15 protein-coding genes and 2 tRNA genes are annotated in these 17,898 nt (G+C 50.5%); 3 read left to right on the forward strand and 14 right to left on the reverse strand.

Annotation, left to right across the window (positions count from 1 at the left end; all coding sequences use genetic code 11):
• Positions 1-113: 113 nt before the first annotated feature.
• The 14 genes from V3O24_RS12880 to V3O24_RS12945 form a co-directional block, all read right to left on the reverse strand.
• The gene (locus V3O24_RS12880) at positions 114-1,082 is read right to left on the reverse strand and encodes a hypothetical protein (RefSeq protein ID WP_331307537.1); all 969 of its coding nucleotides are present in this window, start codon (positions 1,080-1,082) and stop codon (positions 114-116) included.
• Between the two features lie 132 nt (positions 1,083-1,214).
• Positions 1,215-1,291, reverse strand: a tRNA-Pro gene (locus tag V3O24_RS12885).
• Between the two features lie 102 nt (positions 1,292-1,393).
• Entirely contained in the window at positions 1,394-1,747 is a 354-nt protein-coding gene (locus tag V3O24_RS12890) for a MerR family transcriptional regulator (protein ID WP_104424099.1), read from the reverse strand.
• A complete protein-coding gene (gene ihfA / locus V3O24_RS12895; protein WP_219820839.1) occupies positions 1,731-2,030 on the reverse strand; it encodes an integration host factor subunit alpha in 300 nt (99 codons plus the stop codon). Before ihfA ends, V3O24_RS12890 begins: the two co-directional genes overlap by 17 nt.
• The gene (gene pheT / locus V3O24_RS12900) at positions 2,030-4,405 is read right to left on the reverse strand and encodes a phenylalanine--tRNA ligase subunit beta (protein WP_331307538.1); all 2,376 of its coding nucleotides are present in this window, start codon (positions 4,403-4,405) and stop codon (positions 2,030-2,032) included. The genes ihfA and pheT overlap by 1 nt, the downstream gene beginning before the upstream one ends.
• A 28-nt stretch (positions 4,406-4,433) precedes the next feature.
• Positions 4,434-5,453, reverse strand: coding sequence for a phenylalanine--tRNA ligase subunit alpha (gene pheS, locus V3O24_RS12905; RefSeq protein WP_331307539.1), 1,020 nt, complete (start codon positions 5,451-5,453; stop codon positions 4,434-4,436).
• 136 nt (positions 5,454-5,589) lie between these two features.
• Positions 5,590-5,952, reverse strand: a complete 363-nt coding sequence (rplT, locus tag V3O24_RS12910) for a 50S ribosomal protein L20 (protein ID WP_104424102.1) — start codon at positions 5,950-5,952, stop codon at positions 5,590-5,592.
• Between the two features lie 14 nt (positions 5,953-5,966).
• Positions 5,967-6,164: a 50S ribosomal protein L35 gene (gene rpmI, locus V3O24_RS12915; protein ID WP_006892999.1), complete on the reverse strand. Its 198-nt coding sequence runs from the start codon at positions 6,162-6,164 to the stop codon at positions 5,967-5,969.
• 176 nt (positions 6,165-6,340) lie between these two features.
• Positions 6,341-6,865: a translation initiation factor IF-3 gene (infC, locus tag V3O24_RS12920; protein ID WP_104424103.1), complete on the reverse strand. Its 525-nt coding sequence runs from the start codon at positions 6,863-6,865 to the stop codon at positions 6,341-6,343.
• 21 nt (positions 6,866-6,886) lie between these two features.
• Complete coding sequence (gene thrS, locus V3O24_RS12925; RefSeq protein WP_331307540.1) at positions 6,887-8,794, reverse strand: threonine--tRNA ligase; 1,908 nt, start codon at positions 8,792-8,794, stop codon at positions 6,887-6,889.
• Between the two features lie 61 nt (positions 8,795-8,855).
• A tRNA-Val gene (locus V3O24_RS12930) sits at positions 8,856-8,932 on the reverse strand.
• Between the two features lie 104 nt (positions 8,933-9,036).
• Positions 9,037-12,729: an FAD-dependent oxidoreductase gene (locus V3O24_RS12935; RefSeq protein WP_331307541.1), complete on the reverse strand. Its 3,693-nt coding sequence runs from the start codon at positions 12,727-12,729 to the stop codon at positions 9,037-9,039.
• Positions 12,730-12,907: 178 nt separating this feature from the next.
• Entirely contained in the window at positions 12,908-13,795 is an 888-nt protein-coding gene (gene rsgA, locus V3O24_RS12940; protein WP_104424106.1) for a ribosome small subunit-dependent GTPase A, read from the reverse strand.
• On the reverse strand, positions 13,788-15,035 hold the full coding sequence (locus V3O24_RS12945) for a M48 family metallopeptidase (RefSeq protein WP_331307542.1): 1,248 nt from the start codon (positions 15,033-15,035) through the stop codon (positions 13,788-13,790). The genes rsgA and V3O24_RS12945 overlap by 8 nt, the downstream gene beginning before the upstream one ends.
• 87 nt (positions 15,036-15,122) lie before the next feature.
• Here V3O24_RS12945 and orn point away from each other — a divergent pair, with 87 nt between their 5' ends.
• The 3 genes from orn to serS all read left to right on the forward strand — a co-directional run bounded on the left by orn (position 15,123) and on the right by serS (position 17,819).
• Positions 15,123-15,668: an oligoribonuclease gene (gene orn, locus V3O24_RS12950; RefSeq protein ID WP_331307543.1), complete on the forward strand. Its 546-nt coding sequence runs from the start codon at positions 15,123-15,125 to the stop codon at positions 15,666-15,668.
• 3 nt (positions 15,669-15,671) lie between these two features.
• On the forward strand, positions 15,672-16,379 hold the full coding sequence (crcB, locus tag V3O24_RS12955; RefSeq protein WP_331307544.1) for a fluoride efflux transporter CrcB: 708 nt from the start codon (positions 15,672-15,674) through the stop codon (positions 16,377-16,379).
• A gap of 168 nt (positions 16,380-16,547) precedes the next feature.
• Positions 16,548-17,819 (forward strand): serine--tRNA ligase, encoded by a 1,272-nt coding sequence (gene serS, locus V3O24_RS12960; protein WP_331307545.1) that lies wholly within the window; start codon positions 16,548-16,550, stop codon positions 17,817-17,819.
• Positions 17,820-17,898 lie beyond the last annotated feature (79 nt).

The raw sequence follows: 17,898 nt of genomic DNA on the forward strand, positions 1-17,898 counted from the left end.
TTCAGCTTACGGAGTATGCTCAAGTGATACCGGTTCTTTTGCGTCTATTTTTTAAGATGATGGGGGCGTCACGGATTTCGCAAAGCTCCAGCCGGGCTATTCTCTGTATGGGGCTAAACTCTATTCCAATCTTTACTGCGAATTCGTCCTGTTTGGTAGTAAGTAGAAACCAATTCAACAAAATCTTTAAAGTCTTCGTTTTCTACTACGATCCTATTGACTGATTGCCAATCAATCTCAGGTCTGGCAATCGCGGGCAACAAAATTTCGCTTTCGGATGGATTTTCCGAATTCAGTAAAATAACACCGATGCCGTGCAATGCGGACAACATGCGCAATTCCTGCTCAACGACGTTGTCAGCTAAGAGCGTAGCTACTAAATAACCTTCGTTTGCCCAGCTGGAATTACTCACTGCCTGGAAAAAACTCTTTCTAACATTTGAGCTATTGAGTTCTTTTTTTACTTCAAATGACCATAGTCTTACACTTTGCCCGCCGCCTTGTGATACGCAAGTCCTAACTAAATCATTCCAACCCTTGTCAACAGGCTGCATGGCCACTATGTCAGGGTGTAACCATTGATTACCGCCATTGCCGCGTTGATTCTTAGAGCGCTTCTCATCAATGCGCTGGCAAAATAAATTAAGGTCGGATTTCAGATATTCAACTAATAACGGATAAAGTTGTTGTTCGCTAAAAGCGGAATTGCTTAATGCGCTGCTTGGTTGAATAAATTCCTGTTCTTCTTCGGTTATCTCTTCATCTTCTGACGTATTATCCGCTCTTTTTTGCGATTGCGTTGCGTCAGGGTCATACCAGTAAACGCGGGGGCGTGGTTTGTCTTGCCAAAATATATGTGGATTAGCTTTTAATATTTGATCTTTTTGTGCACCTATTTCAGCAACTATTTGTGAAATAAATGACTTATTGTCGGAAAAACGTGGATTTTCGCGTTTCTCACAATAGTCTTCAGGGTGTTGTGTAACAATGGCATCTGCAATTTCTCTAGCACTAAAGCGAGTAAGCGGATTAGTTTTTAAGAAGTTTGCAACTTTTTGAGATTGAGAAGCTTTAGGCGGCATAGTTACGATAATAAATTATTTTGATTACAGTAATAAACAGCAACAATTGAAAAGTGCTATCCCGAATGCTCTCCCGGAAATACCCAGGTTTCTTTTTATTCGATTCTATATGGTGCAGTTCTTTGTTTCAATTGGTCGGGACGATAGGATTTGAACCTACGACCCCTTGTCCCCCAGACAAGTGCGCTACCAAGCTGCGCTACGCCCCGACAGTGAAATAAAGAATTTAAAGCTGAAAGGATTGTGAACACAATCCCCAATAATTCAATGCCGCAGATTGTACTACATTTGCGGCATTGAATGGGAAAAATCTACTTGAGCAGCTCCAGAATTTCTTCCAATTCGCTAACCATTTGATGAATCAACTGCTTGGTGCGGGTTGAATCTTCTTTGGCGTCGTCGCTGCCTAAATGAGCTCTGGCGCCGCCGATGGTGTAGCCTTGCTCATACAGCAGGGATCTTATTTGCCGTATCATCAGCACGTCGTGGCGCTGGTAATAACGACGGTTGCCGCGTCTTTTTACCGGGCTAAGCTCGGTGAACTCTTGTTCCCAGTAGCGAAGCACATGGGGCTTTACGCCGCATAATTCACTGACTTCACCGATGGTGAAATAGCGTTTTGCCGGTATGACCGGCAGCTCATTATTATTACTCGGCTCCAGCATACGCTTCCACTCTGGCTTTTAGTTTTTGACCTGATCTGAATGTGACCACCCGGCGGGCGGTTATGGGAATTTCTTCGCCTGTTTTTGGATTTCTGCCGGGACGGCTGCTTTTGTCGCGCAGTTCGAATTTTCCAAAACCGGAAATTTTTACTTGCTCGCCGTGTTCCAGAGAGCCTTTGATTTCCTCAAAAAACATTTCGACCATATCTTTAGCTTCGCGCTTGTTTAAGCCAAGCTCGTCAAACAGCCTTTCGGCAAAATCAGCTTTAGTTAATGCCATTATCAATCCCTCAGCTTTGCACTTATTTTTGTGGTCAATGTTTCTAACAGTCTGCTAAATATAGCATCTATTTCAGAATCTGTTAGGGTTTGTGAAAAATCTTGTATGATTAAACTCAAAGCGACGCTTTTACTGCCTTCTTCGACGCCTTTTCCACGATAAATATCAAAGACAACTACGTCTTGCAAGGTCTGTTCAGCGCAGCCTTTAATGCAGTCTATTATTTCGCTGACGGCAATTTCTTCCTTAACAATCAAGGCTATGTCGCGACGTACAGAAGGATATTTTGACAGCGGCTTGAACTTCGGGATTTGTTTGTTCAGCAGCAGATTCTGATCCAGTTCAAACAGGAAAACCTGGGTATCAAATCCCAGTTGTTTTTCCAGAGTTGGATGCAGCATGCCCAGCCAGCCGATTTTGTCACCTTGTGGGGATAATATTTCAGCCGTTTGTCCTGGATGCAATGCGGGGTGTTTGGCCGGGACAAATTGTACATCTGCGCCGGTCAATGAAAACAGGGCTTGAACATCGGCTTTAACGTCGAAAAAATCGACTTTTCGGGTTGCGACCCCCCATTGTTCTGTATAAGCGCTGCCCAAGGTCAAGCTGGACAGCATTTTTTGCTGTTGTGTGGCGCCGTCCTTATTAACAAAGCGCAGGCCGGTTTCAAAAAAACGCACCCGGTTTTGCTGGCGATTGGTGTTGTGCAGGGCGGCCTTTAACAAACCGCACCAAAGAGTAGTGCGCATGACCGACAAGTCAGAGGAAATCGGGTTTTTTAACCGGACCACGTCATCGTCAGGGGCGATGGCTTGTTGTATTTCTTCATCGACAAAGCTGTAGGTAATCGCTTCCTGATAGCCACGGTCAACCAGCAAATCTTTAGCGCGATCCAGGTCCATCAAGCCTTCTGTGGCTTTGCCAAGTTCGGAGCGCATCAGCAGGCTGCTGTTCGGCAGGTTGTTATAGCCGATAATGCGGGCAATTTCCTCGATCAAATCGGCTTCAATAGCGATGTCGAAACGGCATCCCGGTGGCGTCACAGACCAGCTATCCGGCTGTGTTTGCACGGACATTCCCAGGCGTTGAAAAATATCGACGACTTGCTCGTCGGCCAAGGCAATACCCAAGGTTTTTTCCAGTCGCTGCTTTCTGAGCAATACGGCTGGGCGTTGCGGCAGGGTTGATGCTGTTGTCACGTCGGTAATTGCGCCGACGCTGCCGCCAGCAATACTGACAATTAATTGGGTCGCACGTTCTATGGCGCGTTCCTGCAAAGTTGGGTCAACGCCGCGTTCGAAACGGTGCGATGAGTCGGTATGCAGTCCGTAGTTACGCGCTTTACCGGCGATGCTTCGTGGGGTGAAAAACGCGCATTCCAGAAACACATCCTGGGTTTCGTCGCTAACTGCGGATTCGCTGCCGCCCATTACGCCGGCCAAGGCCAAGGCTTGTTTGTCGTCGGCGATAACCAGGGTTTCGTTGTCCAGCTTAATGGTCTGGCCGTTTAACAGGGCGACATTTTCATCGGTTTGGGCATAGCGCACATTTATGCCGCCGGATAATTTGGCGGCATCGAAGGCGTGCAGGGGTTGGCCTAATTCGATCAACACGTAATTGGTGACATCGACCACTGCGCTCAAGCTTCTTACGCCAGAGCGGCGCAGGCGTTCCTGCATCCATAACGGGGTTTCGGCTTTAGGGTTTACGCCTTTAATCAATCGGCCCAAATAGCGCGGACAAGCGTCTGTCGCTTTGACGGAGACTGTTAGCGTGTCGGTGTGAGTGATTGCGGATTTTTCAACTTGCGTGGCCGACCAGTCCATTTTGTTCAGTACCGCCACTTCGCGCGCTATGCCTTCAACACTCAAGCAATCAGCCCGGTTGGGGGTCAAGTCGACTTCGATGATGTTGTCGTTCAGCGATAGGTAGTCGCGTATATCGACGCCTACCGGGGCATCGGCGGCCAATTCCATTAAACCGTTGGCATCGGCGGCTAGACCTAACTCTTTTTCAGAGCACAACATGCCATAGGATTCTACGCCGCGAAGCTTGGATTTTTTGATTTTAAAATCGCCCGGCAATACCGCACCGATCAATGCCGCAGGGATTCTCAAACCGACCCGAACATTGCTGGCGCCGCAGACGATTTGCAGCGGTTCCGCTTCGCCTACCGCGACTTGGCAAACTCTCAGGCGGTCGGCATCGGGATGTTGCTCCATCGCGAGAACTTCGCCGACGACTACGCCGCTGAATACCGCTGCCGCAGGCGTTACCGAATCGACCTCAAGGCCAGCCATGGTCAATTGCTCAACCAGTTGCTCTGTTGTTATTGCTGGATTGACATACTCTCTTAACCAGGCTTCACTAATTTGCATGACTCAAGTTTTCCCGTGTAACGACGACTTATTTAAATTGTTCCAGAAATTTAAGATCGTTTTCAAAAAACAGTCTCAAATCGTTAATGCCGTAACGCAACATCGCGAGGCGCTCCACGCCCATGCCGAATGCAAACCCGCTATAAGTCTCGCTGTCGATATTTACCGCTTTGAAAACTTCGGGATGGATCATGCCGCAACCCATCACCTCAAGCCAGCCTGTGTGACTGCATACCCGGCAGCCTTGACCGCCGCACATCACACATTCAATATCGACTTCCGCGGATGGTTCGGTAAACGGGAAATAGGACGGTCTAAAGCGCACTTGAATGTCTTTTTCAAAGAAGGCGCGCAGGAATTCGTAAACCACGCCTTTTAAGTCGGCAAAGCTGACGTCGGTATCGACCAGAAAGCCTTCGACCTGATGGAACATCGGCGTGTGAGTAATGTCCGAATCGCAGCGATACACGCGGCCCGGCGCAATCACTTTCAGTGGCGGCTGTTCCGATTCCATGACCCGGATTTGTACCGGCGAAGTGTGGGTTCTTAATACGGTGTGGGCATCGAAATAAAAGGTGTCATGCATCGCCCTGGCCGGGTGATGGGCTGGAATATTCAATGCCTCGAAATTATGATAATCGTCTTCGATTTCAGGTCCTTCAACGACCTGAAAGCCGACGCCGGCAAAAATCTTGGAGATGCGCCGTAATGTAGTTGTCACCGGATGCAAGCCTGCAACAGTTTGACCTCGGCCCGGCTGGGTAACGTCGATGCTTTCGCTGGCCAGCCTGGCTTCTAATGCGGCATTTTGCAGCAGGTCTTTTTTGGCTTCCAGTTGCTCTTGAAATTGATCTTTGGCTTGGTTGATGACTTGACCGGCGGCGCGTCTTTGCTCAGGATCGAGTGCGCCGAGTTCTTTCATCTGGAGGGTAAATAAACCCTTTTTGCCGAGATACTGGACACGAACCAGGTCGAGTTGGTTAAGGTCTTGTGCGTCGCGAAGCTGTTGTAATGCCTGCGCGAGAATTTCTTCTAGGGTAGCGGACACGGTTTAGCTCGCTGTTGTATTAAGGTGGGGGGAATTTTTATCTATCGGGAAAGGGTTAAAACCTTAATCCCGCCCCTCCACAGAAAGGGAGGGGGGAATAACAGAATTTCAGTTAACTAAAAATCCTGATTGTTCCTTAAGGTTTACTTTGATGTTCCTTCGCAATTTTCGCAATTTCCGCAAAAGCGTTAATGTCGCGAACTGCAATATCGGCCAGAACTTTACGGTCTATCTTCACGTTGGCTTTAGTCAAGCCATTGATGAAGCGGCTGTAGGACATTCCGCTCAGACGGGCCGCCGCATTGATACGGACGATCCATAAAGCGCGGAATTGGCGTTTTTTCTGTTTACGGTCGCGGTATGCATACTGGCCTGCTTTGATGACCGCTTGCTTGGCAACGCGATAAACCCGGCTTCGTGCGCCGTAGTAACCTTTCGCTTGCTTTAATACTTTTTTATGTCTTGCTCTGGCTGTTACGCCGCGTTTAACTCTAGGCATTATCTACTCCTTGATTAACTGTACGGCATCATGCGTGCGGCCATGCGCACATCTGACGGGTGAATAGTTGCCGGCGAGCGTAACTGTCTTTTTCTTTTAGTCGATTTTTTAGTCAGAATATGACGTCTGTGGGACTGTCCACATTTAAAACCGCCGTTGCCTGTGCGTCTGAAACGCTTGGCAGCTCCACGGTTAGTTTTGATCTTTGGCATTTGTTTGCTCCAATTAATTAAAATAAATCCCTGAGTTGTAACCCAGCAAGGCAAAATGCATGGCCCTGAAGAATTACCGGCATTAGTATATGATGCCTAGCAGCTCATCCTGTGCTGCTCTGTAGAGACTTTGCAAGGCAAAGCCTCTACGAGTTTCGTTGTAATCGTTTGCGCAGTTATTTTTTCTTTTTCGGGGCCATAACCATAACCATTTGGCGGCCTTCCATTTTAGGAAACTGCTCGACGATTGCGAGTTCTTCTAAATCCTTTTCTATCCGCTTCAACAGATCAACGCCGATTTCCCGGTGAGCCATTTCGCGTCCGCGATAACGCAAGGTAATTTTGGTCTTATCGCCTTCGTTAAGGAACTTGGTTAAACTTTTCAATTTAACTTGGTAATCCCCTTCATCGGTTCCGGGTCTGAATTTAATTTCCTTGACCTGAACCTGCTTTTGTTTCTTTTTGGCAATGGCCAGCTTTTTGTTTAACTCAAACTGGTATTTGCCGTAGTTCATCACTTTGCAAACCGGAGGATCCGCATTCGGCGATATTTCCACTAAATCCAGGTCTGCGGCATACGCAATCTGTTTGGCTTCATCTAACGAGATAATACCTAACGCTTCACCATCAGGACCCGTTACCCGCACTCGTCTGGCGGTTATCTGGTCATTCAGGCGCGTTTCATCTTTTTTAGCAGCGATATCCTAATCCTCCAAAAATATTCATTGTCGGCCTGCAATCTCTTGTTTCAACCGTTCGGTAAATTCATGGACTGACAGGCTACCTAAGTCATCACCTTTTTGCGTGCGTACTGTAATGCTTTGTTGTTCTAATTCTTTGTCACCGATGATGACAAGATACGGTACGCGCTGCATAGAGTGCTCGCGGATTTTAAACCCGATCTTCTCATTTCTCAAGTCAATTTTTGCCCGAATGCCTTGTTTTTCAAGGTCTAGCATGACTTTCGACGCATATTCGGCATGTTTGTCGGTAATATTAAGTACCACTACCTGTACTGGAGACAGCCATAACGGGAAGGTTCCGGCATGTTGCTCGATCAAGATGCCGATAAAGCGTTCCAGCGAGCCGAGTATCGCCCTGTGCAACATAACCGGCACTTGCCTTGATCCGTCTTCGGCGATATAGGTGGCATCGAGTCGGCCCGGCATCGAAAAATCCACCTGAATGGTGCCGCATTGCCAGACTCGTCCGATACAGTCTTTTAATGAGAATTCGATTTTAGGGCCGTAGAAAGCGCCTTCGCCCGGCTGCAAATCCCATTTCAAGCCTTTGGTGTTAAGCGCCAGCTCCAGGGCGTTTTCCGCCTTGTCCCAGACCGAATCGTCACCGACCCTGTTTTCGGGGCGGGTGGACAATTTAATGATAACTTCTTCAAAACCGAAATCTTTGTAAACATCGAACAGCATGTCGATAAAGGTCGAGACCTCACTCTGAATCTGGCCTTCGGTGCAGAAGATATGCGCGTCGTCCTGGACAAAGTTCCTGACCCGCATCAAACCGTGCAGGGTGCCGGAAGGTTCGTTACGGTGACAGGAGCCGAATTCCGCCAAGCGGATAGGTAAATCGCGGTAGCTTTTCAGGCCCTGATTATAGATCTGTACGTGGCAAGGGCAGTTCATCGGTTTGATCGCGTAATCACGATTTTCGGAATGCGTGGTGAAAATCATGTCGCCGAATTTTTCCCAGTGCCCGGATTTCTCCCAGAGGGAGCGATCCACGACCTGCGGCGTCCTGACTTCGCCGTATCCGTTTACCCGCAGTTTTTCACGGATGTATTGCTCAACTTGTTGATAGATGACCCAGCCTTTTTCATGCCAGAACACCATGCCGGGAGCTTCTTCCTGAGAATGGAATAAATCCAGAGTTTTCGCCAGTTTGCGGTGATCGCGTTTTTCCGCTTCTTCCAGGCGATGCAGGTAGGCCTGCAAGTCTTTTTTGTCGCCCCATGCCGTGCCGTAAATGCGTTGCAGCATTTCGTTGTCGGAGTTGCCTCGCCAATAGGCACCGGCAATTTTCATTAGCTTAAAGACTTTCAGCTTGCCGGTGCTGGGTACGTGAGGGCCGCGGCACAGGTCGGTAAAGCCGCCTTGCTGATATAAAGACAAGTCTTCGTTGACAGGGATGGATTCGATAATCTCGGCTTTATACGCCTCGCCCAGGTCCTTGAAAAATTTGACTGCCTCATCCCGCGACAGCACTGAGCGATGGATTGGATAATCCTCGCTAGCCAGCTGTTCCATTTTTTTTTCAATGGCGCTCAGGTCTTCCGGCGTAAAAGGTCTTTCATAGGAAAAATCGTAGAAAAAGCCGTTTTCGATAACCGGCCCGATGGTCACTTGTGCGGAAGGAAATAACTGTTTGACGGCCTGAGCCAAAAGATGTGCAGTTGAATGACGAATGACATCAATGCCGTCTTCGTCCTTTGCAGTAATTAGTTGCAGCGTTGCATCCTGATCGATCAAGGTGCTGGCGTCTACCAGATCACCGTTAACCTTGCCCGCCAAAGTTGCTTTGGCTAAGCCCGAGCCGATAGACAGCGCAACGTCCATCACTGTTACAGCGTGGTCGTATTCTCGCTTGGAGCCATCGGGAAGGGTAATTACCGGCATATTGTATTTGTGTTTTAGTGTCTACAATAAAAAAAGCACTGCGGTGCAGTGCTTTAATGTTTGGTAGGCACGAGTGGACTCGAACCACCGACCCCCACCATGTCAAGGTGGTGCTCTAACCAACTGAGCTACGCGCCTGAAGTTAATGCAACTTCGAGCTGGCTATTATACCTATAAATTTTTGTTATGCAACTGTTAAGCCAATATTTGCTCTTGTAGAGCATTGATATTGGCTTTAATAGTTACTGTTTTTCCAGCAAATAATCCAGCCAAAGATTAGACAATTTTTCCTGCACGGTATTTTGCCGCAACCTGGCATTCAAATGCGGGAAATCGACCTTGTCCAAATCCTGGTCCTGATTGTAGCAGGAGTATACGAACACTTCCTTGCCGGTTTCTGCATCGACATGTTTGCACAAGCACTGGGCGCAAATGCCTTTCATCATGCATTGCATCGGCGAGTTGATCGAGCCGATCGCGTGATGCGCTTTGTTCAGATAGGGCTTCAGCACATCAAAGCGGGCGCTTTTCACTGCCGCCATCATGCGATCCGAGCCGATTACGATCAGGTGATCGACATCGGCCAGCGAAATGGGCTGTTCGCCTAATTCGCCTTGGGCGTAAGCCAGCATGCATTCCAGGATATTGCCGACAAAGGTCTTGTCCTGCGGACGGGTCGGGGTAATCGCGGTGACGCCTTCGCCTCTATCGACCGACCAGATGATAATGTCGGCGGCGGCTTCGACGTCCTCGACCTTGAAGCGGTCTTGCGCGTATTTGTAACCGGCGAAATAAATGACCTTATTGCCGGCCGCCCGTAACGCCTTGCCGATCGAGAACAATACCGCGTTGCCCAAACCGCCCCCGAGCAACAATACGGTTTCGCCGGTCGGGATTTCGGTCGGTGTGCCGGTCACGCCCATCAGCACCAGCGGATCGCCGACTTTCCAGGTGGCACACAGCCGAGAAGATGAGCCCATTTCCAGTGCAATCAGCGAAACCGTGCCTTTTTCTTTGTCGACTTCCGCGCCGGTCAGCGCCAGACCTTCGGCGGCGAGCACCGTGCCTTCGACGACAGGCGCGAAAGCTTCGTAGTTTTGCACGCGGTAAAATTGTCCGGGTTGGAATTTTTCCGCAGCCATCGGCGCTTTGACCACGACTTCGACAATGGTCGGCGTCAGGCGGTTAATGGCGACGATAGTGGCTTTAAGCGATTCGTCCATCCGGGCGAATAAGGCTTTCAACGCCGCATCGCGTTCCGGCTGTTGCACGGGATTTAATCCGGCCAATTCTTTTTCAAACAGCTTGACCACGTAAGGGTAGCCGTTCTTGGCGCTGGCCATGGCCTTGACCACGTTGCCCGCGTAAACCGGGTGGTTGTCGCCGTAGAAGCTGATAAATTTGCCGTCTTTTTGGTAAGATGTCAGCGGCGCGGGTTTGCCCAGCTTAGGCAATGCTTCATCGTGCATCGGAACCAATTCGACTGAGTCGTTGTTCCATTCAGGTTGATAACGTTGGAAGAACCATTTGTCCATCACAAAGGTGTCAGGATATTCGCTTTGATAAATGGTGTTCGGCGATGTGCCTGCTGCAACGTACAAGCTGCGCAACGGCACGGTGACATTCTGCCCGGAATTGTTCCAGCGGCCGTCTTCCAATACCAGTTTTTCAAACTCGACTGCGTTCAGGTGTCCGAATTCGTCGGCTTCTGCGCTGAGCGGGCTCATGCCTTCGGCCAAGGCGATGCCTTCTTCCAGGGCTTTGACGATTTCTTCGTGATTTTGCCGATACGCGGGTGCATCGCTTATGCCTTTGCGGTAGAACAGCGTGACGCCGCCCCAGGCTTCGACCAGTGGTTGGAAATTGGGCAGGTCACCGGCCGCTTCGGCGCGTTGGCGTTCGGCGTGTATGGCTTTGCCGTGCGCCAGGAATTCATCGAGTATGATAGTTTCTTCCTGGTCATAACGGCTGCGCACGGCTTGCTCACCATATCTGGCAACCAGCGTATCGTAACGATGCAGGATTTTTTCGACCTGTACCGGATAATAGGCCAGCAATTCGGTTGCGGTGTCCATCGCGGTCAAGCCGCCGCCGATAACGCCGGCAGGCAAACGCACCTGCAGGTTTGCCAGCGAAGAACTCTTGGCTGCGCCGGTTAATTGCAGCGCCATCAGGAAATCCGAGGCTTTGCGTATGCCGCGCATCAGATTGTTTTTCAGGCCGATAACAGTGGGTTGGCCTGCGCCCGAAGCGATACAGATATGGTCGAAGCCCATTTTCCACGCATCTTCAATAGTAATCGTGCCGCCGAAACGGACGCCGCCGTAAGAGCGGAACGCCGCGCGCCGTTGCAGGGTCAGGTAAATGACTTTCAGGAAGTTTTTGTCCCAGCGCACGGTAATGCCGTATTCGGCCACGCCGCCGAAACCGGCCAGGATGCGTTTGTCCAGATCTTCGTACAGGTCTTGGAAGTTCACGATCGGCGCGGGCAGGTTGTTGCTGTCGCCGGTCAATTCCACCGGCAGCGGCTCCAGTTTCAGGCCGTCGATACCGGCGACGCCGAAGCCTTCATTCAATAAATAATGGCTCATCGTGTAACCGGCGGGGCCGAGGCCGACCACCAGCGCGTTTTTGCCGTTGTAAGGCAGCATGTACGGACGCTTGACGTTCAGCGGGTTCCAGTGGGTCAGCAGGCTGTAAATTTCAAAGCCGTAGGGCATGAACAACACGTCGGTCAGTACGCTGGTTTCGATTTGCGGAATGTCGACCGGATCGGTTTTTTGGTAGATACAGCCTTTCATGCATTCGTTGCAGATACGGTGGCCGGTGCCGGGGCACATCGGGTTGTCGATCGCAATAATCGCCAGCGCGCCGATATTGTCGCCTTGGCGTTTGACCAAGTGCATTTCGGAGATTTTTTCGTCCAGCGGGCAGCCGATGGTGGTCACGCCCAGCGGATCGACCTTGAAGGTATTGGTTTTTTTATTGCGCATGCCTTTGGAGCAGGAATCGGTATCGCGCTCGTGGCAGTAAATGCAATGGTTGACTTCGGACAGTACCTGGCGCTGGTTATAACGCGGATCGGTCAGTTTAAAACCGTCCCTGCGGCGGCGGTGTTCCTGCTCGCCCATCCAGGCCTTGAATTCGCCGCGATCGACCAGTTCATGCTCGACCAGATGGTCGAAATCGCGTTTTCCAGGCAGTTTGAAGCTCGGCCAGCTCGCTACCACGTCGTTATCCTGCTGGGCGACAAAACTCCAGCGCAGAACGATGTCCATCAGGCCGTTGATAAATTCAGCCAAGTCTTGCTGGCCGATGATGTCTTTAAATTCGATTGCCGCTTCTTGATGTGCGGAGAGTTTGGCGCGTAGCGCTTCTGCAACCAAATCGGCATTTTCGTAATCGCTGTCTTTGCCTTTGGCAACCAGCTTGTAATGACTGTACAGCAATCCGATAGCTGCGCCGACGCGGGCAACGCGATGTTCGGCGTCTTCATCCTGATTGGCCTCGGGAAAGCCCGCTTCAATCAGCAGGTCAAAACGGTTCAGAACGTCGGGGATGGCCCAGTCGCTGGCATCCTGGCCTTTAAAGAAGAACGCGAGCTTATCGACGATTTCATTCTTATAGGTAAAAATGGTATCGATTTCATCCTTGATTTTTGCGCCCTGAGCCTGGTGTTGCTCGGAAACATTAAAAAGTGTGGCGACAAACTGACCGACATAAGGCCCCATCCGCACCAGCAGATCGGAAACAGTCTCTGGTGCCAACCCTTCGCCCTGATTTTCGCGGTAAGCCTTGAATTCGCTATGCAGCTCTGAATCATGGCGTTCAACCGACGCATCAAATACATCCAGCAAATCTTTTAGACGCGCAGAATCGTATAAATCGGAGTAGTTAAAGCCGGGGATGCCTAGGGTAAGATTGTGTTGTTCCATAGTTCTCGTGTTTGATTAGTTCGTTTGTTCATGCAGGCCAGATAAGAAACGGCTTTATCTGTACTTAAAAGGTTACCGAAAAGACTAACAAAACTATATATTATAAGCAGATATGACTTCTTTAGCCACCGATAATCGTTTTTATTGTAGGAGATTGAGACAAGTTACCGATCCGCAATCAGGCATACGATGTCGGCATTTTTTCCCTGAGTTTTAAAAATCGCTGATACCGCGTCATTGAAATATCCCTGTTTTCCGCAGCCGCACGCACCGCGCAGCCTTTATCAACCAGATGGCGGCAGTCCTTGAACTGGCATTTATCAATCAACGGCTGGAATTCGCGGTAGCCGTAAGCCAGTTGTTGTTCGGTCAGGCCTGCCAGCCCGAAGATGGCGACGCCGGGGCTGTCGATTAAATCGCCGCCTTCGGCCATGTGGTACAGCGTTGCGGCGGTGGTGGTGTGCCGCCCGTGTTTGGTGGTTGCCGAGATGGTGTTGGTTTTCAGTTCCTTGTCGGGAATAATCGCATTGGTCAGCGATGACTTACCGACGCCGGATTGCCCCGCTAGAATACTGACTTGATCTTTTAAGGCGCGTTTCAATTCATCCAGGCCAGAACTCTTCGCTGCGCTGACCCGGTACAGCGCGTAGCCTAGGTTGGTATAGTCCAGCAGTTCCTGTTCAATACCGGCCGATTGTGCCAGATCGGTTTTATTCAGCACCAGAGCCGCGTCGATATTGCGGTTTTCGCAAATCGCCAAGTATTGGTCTATCAGCAAAAAATCGCAGTACGGCTCGACCGCAAAGACGACAAAAACGGTATCGATATTGGCGGCAACCGGGCGGGTCTTGCCGTTTCTGGACGGGCGCATCAACAGCGAACGCCGGGGCTGGATTTCTTCTATGCGGCCTTGGTCGGGCGAGGATTGCGTCCATAACACCCGGTCGCCGACTGCGACGGTTTCAAGCCGCCGCAGGGTTTGGCAAAGCACGATTTTGTCGCCGTGTTCAACCGCAATGCCCTGGCCTAGATGGGAGATGACCAGTCCTTCGATTAACTCAGACACGTATTTTGGATTCTAAATTGGCGATACGGATAGCCGCAGGCGGGTGGCTGTAATGGAAAGCGGAATACAGTGGGTCCGGCGTCAAGGTGCTGGCGTTTTCTTCAAACAGCTTGACCAGCGCGCTGACCAGTTTTTCGGCTTTGGCGTTGTTTGACGCGAAATCATCGGCTTCAAATTCGAATTTGCGCTGAAAATAGGCGGTGATCGGCTGCATAAAAAAGGTAAACGACGATGACACCAACATGAACAATAATAATGCGGCGGCGTGCGACGGCTGCTGTACGCCCAGGCCGTTGTAAAACCATGGCTGGTCGATCAGCCAGCCTAAAATCGCAAAGCTGATCAGCGTCATAACGGCATTGGCAACCAGCATCTTGATCGTGTGCTTGCACTTGAAGTGTCCCAGTTCGTGAGCCAGTATGGCTTCCAGCTCTTCATCCTCCAACGAGTTGACCAAGGTGTCGAAAAACACGATACGTTTGTTGTTGCCGAGGCCGGTAAAGTAAGCGTTGCCGTGGCCTGAACGCTTGGAGCCGTCCATGATGAAGATGCCCTGGCTGCTGAAACCGCAGCGGGCAAGCAAACCCTGAATACGCTCTTTTAACGAGCCTTCTTCCATCGGGGTGAATTTATTAAATAACGGCGCGATCACGGTAGGGAACAGCCAGCTCATCAACAGCGCAAAGCCCATCAAGATGCCCCAGGCCCATAACCACCACAGCGAGCCGATGCTGTCCATGACCCACAGGATTAAAGCCAGCAACGGCATGCCGATCGCGGCGATCAAAACCAGTTGCAGCAGTTGGTCCTTGATGAATTGCTGCGGGGTGCTTTTGTTAAAACCGAATTTTTCCTCAATCACAAACGTTTGGTAGACGCTGCTGGGGATTTCAACCAGCGTCATGACCAGGAACACGCTGCCTACAGCCACCAAACCCGCCATCAACGGGCTGGAAATTATCGATGCCCAAAACTCGAAAGCGAAATTAATCCCGCCGCCGAGAGTCATCACTAACAGCAGGATAACGCCGATGAGGCTGTCTATATCGCCCAGTTTGCTTTTTTCCAGCGTGTAGTCGGCCGCTTTTTGATGGGCTTCCAGCGAGACGGTGTTTTTGAACGCTTCGGGCACCGCTGATCGGTGTTTGGCAACATAATTGGCGTGTCGCTTAGCCAGCCAAAACTGGACTGAAAAAGAAAGGGTTAGCGCGATTAAAAAGACGATGGTAAAGCTGTTCATGAGCCGGATTCTTCAAAGTTTAAGGTTAGACGTACAGATTAGCCAATGCTACACTAACCGCCCCCTTATATACAATGGAATCGACAAATGGCGCAGGACCCATCGCATCTTATCTGGATAGACCTCGAAATGACCGGGCTGGACCCTGACAGCGATCTGATTATCGAGATTGCTACGATTATTACCGATAAAGATTTGAATATTCTGGCCCAAGGTCCGGTGTTGGCTGTGCATCAGTCCGATGCGGCGTTGGCGGAAATGGACGAGTGGAACCAGCAGCACCACGGACAATCCGGCTTAATCGAACGGGTCAAAGCCTCCACTATCGATACCGCGGAAGCGGAACGGCAAACGCTTGAATTTTTAAAGCAATGGGTGCCGGAAAATACCTCGCCGATCTGCGGCAACAGCATCGGCCAGGACAGACGCTTTTTGTACCGTTACATGCCTAAGCTGGAAGCGTATTTTCATTACCGCAATATCGATGTTTCAACGGTTAAAGAGCTGGCCGCCCGATGGGCGCCGCAGGTAAAAGACGGTTTTCAAAAAGCGTCCTCGCATCAGGCCTTGGACGATATTATCGAGTCGATTGAAGAGCTGCGTTATTACCGCGAGCACTTCATCAGGTTTTAACTTATGAACCAGATCCTTGCTGTTGCGCTGGGCGGATCGTTCGGAGCAGTGATTCGCTTCCTGGTGTCATCGGGCATTTACCAGTGGCTGGGGCGCGGCTTTCCGTATGGGACCTTAGTCGTCAACGTGATCGGCTCGTTTATGCTCGGCTTGCTGACCGAATCGCTGATGCAGCAACGCATCACCATCACCTTCGAATACAGGGCAGCCATTTTGGTTGGCTTTATCGGCGCGTTTACCACTTTCTCCACGTTTTCCTTGGAAACGTTTTATCTGATAGAGCAGGGCAATTTAACCAAAGCGGCGCTGAATATATTCACCAGCGTTACGGCCTGCATAGTGGCGATCTGGATCGGCTTGCTGTGCGGCAGAGGGCTGTTTTATTATGCGGGCGGCGTTATCCAATGGTCGGGCGGCATGATCCCTTATGCGTTGATGACCATTAACGCGATAGGCGCGTTTTTGATCGGCATCATCGCGACTATTTTATTGCAGAAAGTGGCGCTGGCCGTGGAATACCGCGTCGTATTGACCGTGGTCTTGGTGGGCGTCTTTTTAACCCTGTCCGGCTTATATCTGCTGCTGTATTTGGTGGAGCATGGATATTCATTCGACGCCAATTTGAATTTAATGCTGGGCACGTTTGTCGGCAATGGCCTGATTTGTGTTTTGGTGATTTGGATGGGTTTGCTGGTGGGCAGGCAGATTTAGAGGCGAAAGGCAAAGGGCGAAAGGCTCATGTTTTTTTCGCCCTTTGCCTTTCGCCTTTGGCCTCATATATATTTTATCGTTCCCACGCTCCGGCGTGGGAATGCAGTCTGCGCCGCTCCAGCGGCGCGAAGTCAACTACACAATTTTATTAAAGGTAACTACGCAATCATGTTAGATCCCCGCTTATTCAGAACCGAGCTTGATTTTGTTAAGGAACAGCTTAACAGGCGTTCATTCGATTTTAACCCAGAGTATTACTCCGAGTTGGAAGCCCGGCGCAAAGACATCCAGGTTAAAACTCAGGAATTACAAAATGAACGCAACAGCAGCTCGAAAGCCATCGGCATCGCCAAAGCCAAAGGCGAAGACGTGCAGCCGCTGTTGGATCAGGTTCAGCATTTGGGCGACGAGCTGAAAGCCGCGGAAACCGAATTGTCCGATATTCAGGCGAAAATGACCGCCCTGATGGAAGGCATCCCCAACATCCTCGATGAATCCGTGCCGAACGGCAAGAGCGAGGACGACAATCTCGAAATCAGCCGCTGGGGTGAGATCTCGAGCTTCGATTTCGAGCCAAAAGATCATGTCGATTTAGGCGCGAAGATAGGCATGGATTTTGAGCTGGGCGCAAAAATCGCCAGCGCAAGGTTCGTCGTATTAAACGGGCCGCTGGCGCGCCTGCAACGAGCCATCATCCAGCTGATGCTCGACACCCATACTACCGAACACGGTTACAGCGAAACCTACGTGCCGTTCCTGGTCAATGCCGACAGCTTGCGCGGCACAGGCCAGCTGCCCAAGTTTGAAGCCGACCTGTTCAAGGCCAGCGATGATCCTGCCTTATACCTGATCCCGACCGCCGAAGTGCCGGTCACCAACATCGTCAGGGACGTGATTATCGACGCAAAGGACCTGCCGCTTAAATTCGTCTGCCACAGCCCCTGTTTCCGTAGCGAGGCCGGCGCCTACGGCCGCGACGTAAGGGGCATGATCCGCCAGCACCAATTCGAAAAAGTCGAAATCGTGCAAATCGTTGCACCAGAAGATTCAGTCCGTGCTCATGAAGAGTTAACCAGCCATGCGGAAGCCGTGCTGAAAAAACTCAACCTGCCTTATCGCAGGATGTTGTTATGCGCAGGCGATACCGGCTTTTCATCAAGCAAAACCTATGACCTGGAAGTCTGGCTGCCGGGACAAAACACCTATCGGGAAATATCATCATGCAGCAACTTCAAAGACTTCCAGGCGCGCCGTCTGCAAGCGCGTTGGCGCAACCCGGAAACCGGCAAACCCGAGCTGGCGCATACCCTGAACGGTTCAGGTCTGGCGGCGGGCAGAACCCTGATTGCGGTCATGGAAAATTATCAGGATGCAGAAGGACGTATCCATATTCCTGAGGCGTTGCGGCCTTATATGGGCGGTTTGGAAGTTATTGGATAGCGCTTTTGCGGACGAGGCATATCGTCTCGTCTGTAATGTTTGATTTATCTTGATAGACGCAGGATGCGCTTCGTACCTC

Source organism: Methylobacter sp. Wu8, from assembly GCF_036440755.1.
GTDB lineage: Bacteria > Pseudomonadota > Gammaproteobacteria > Methylococcales > Methylomonadaceae > Methylobacter_A > Methylobacter_A tundripaludum_A.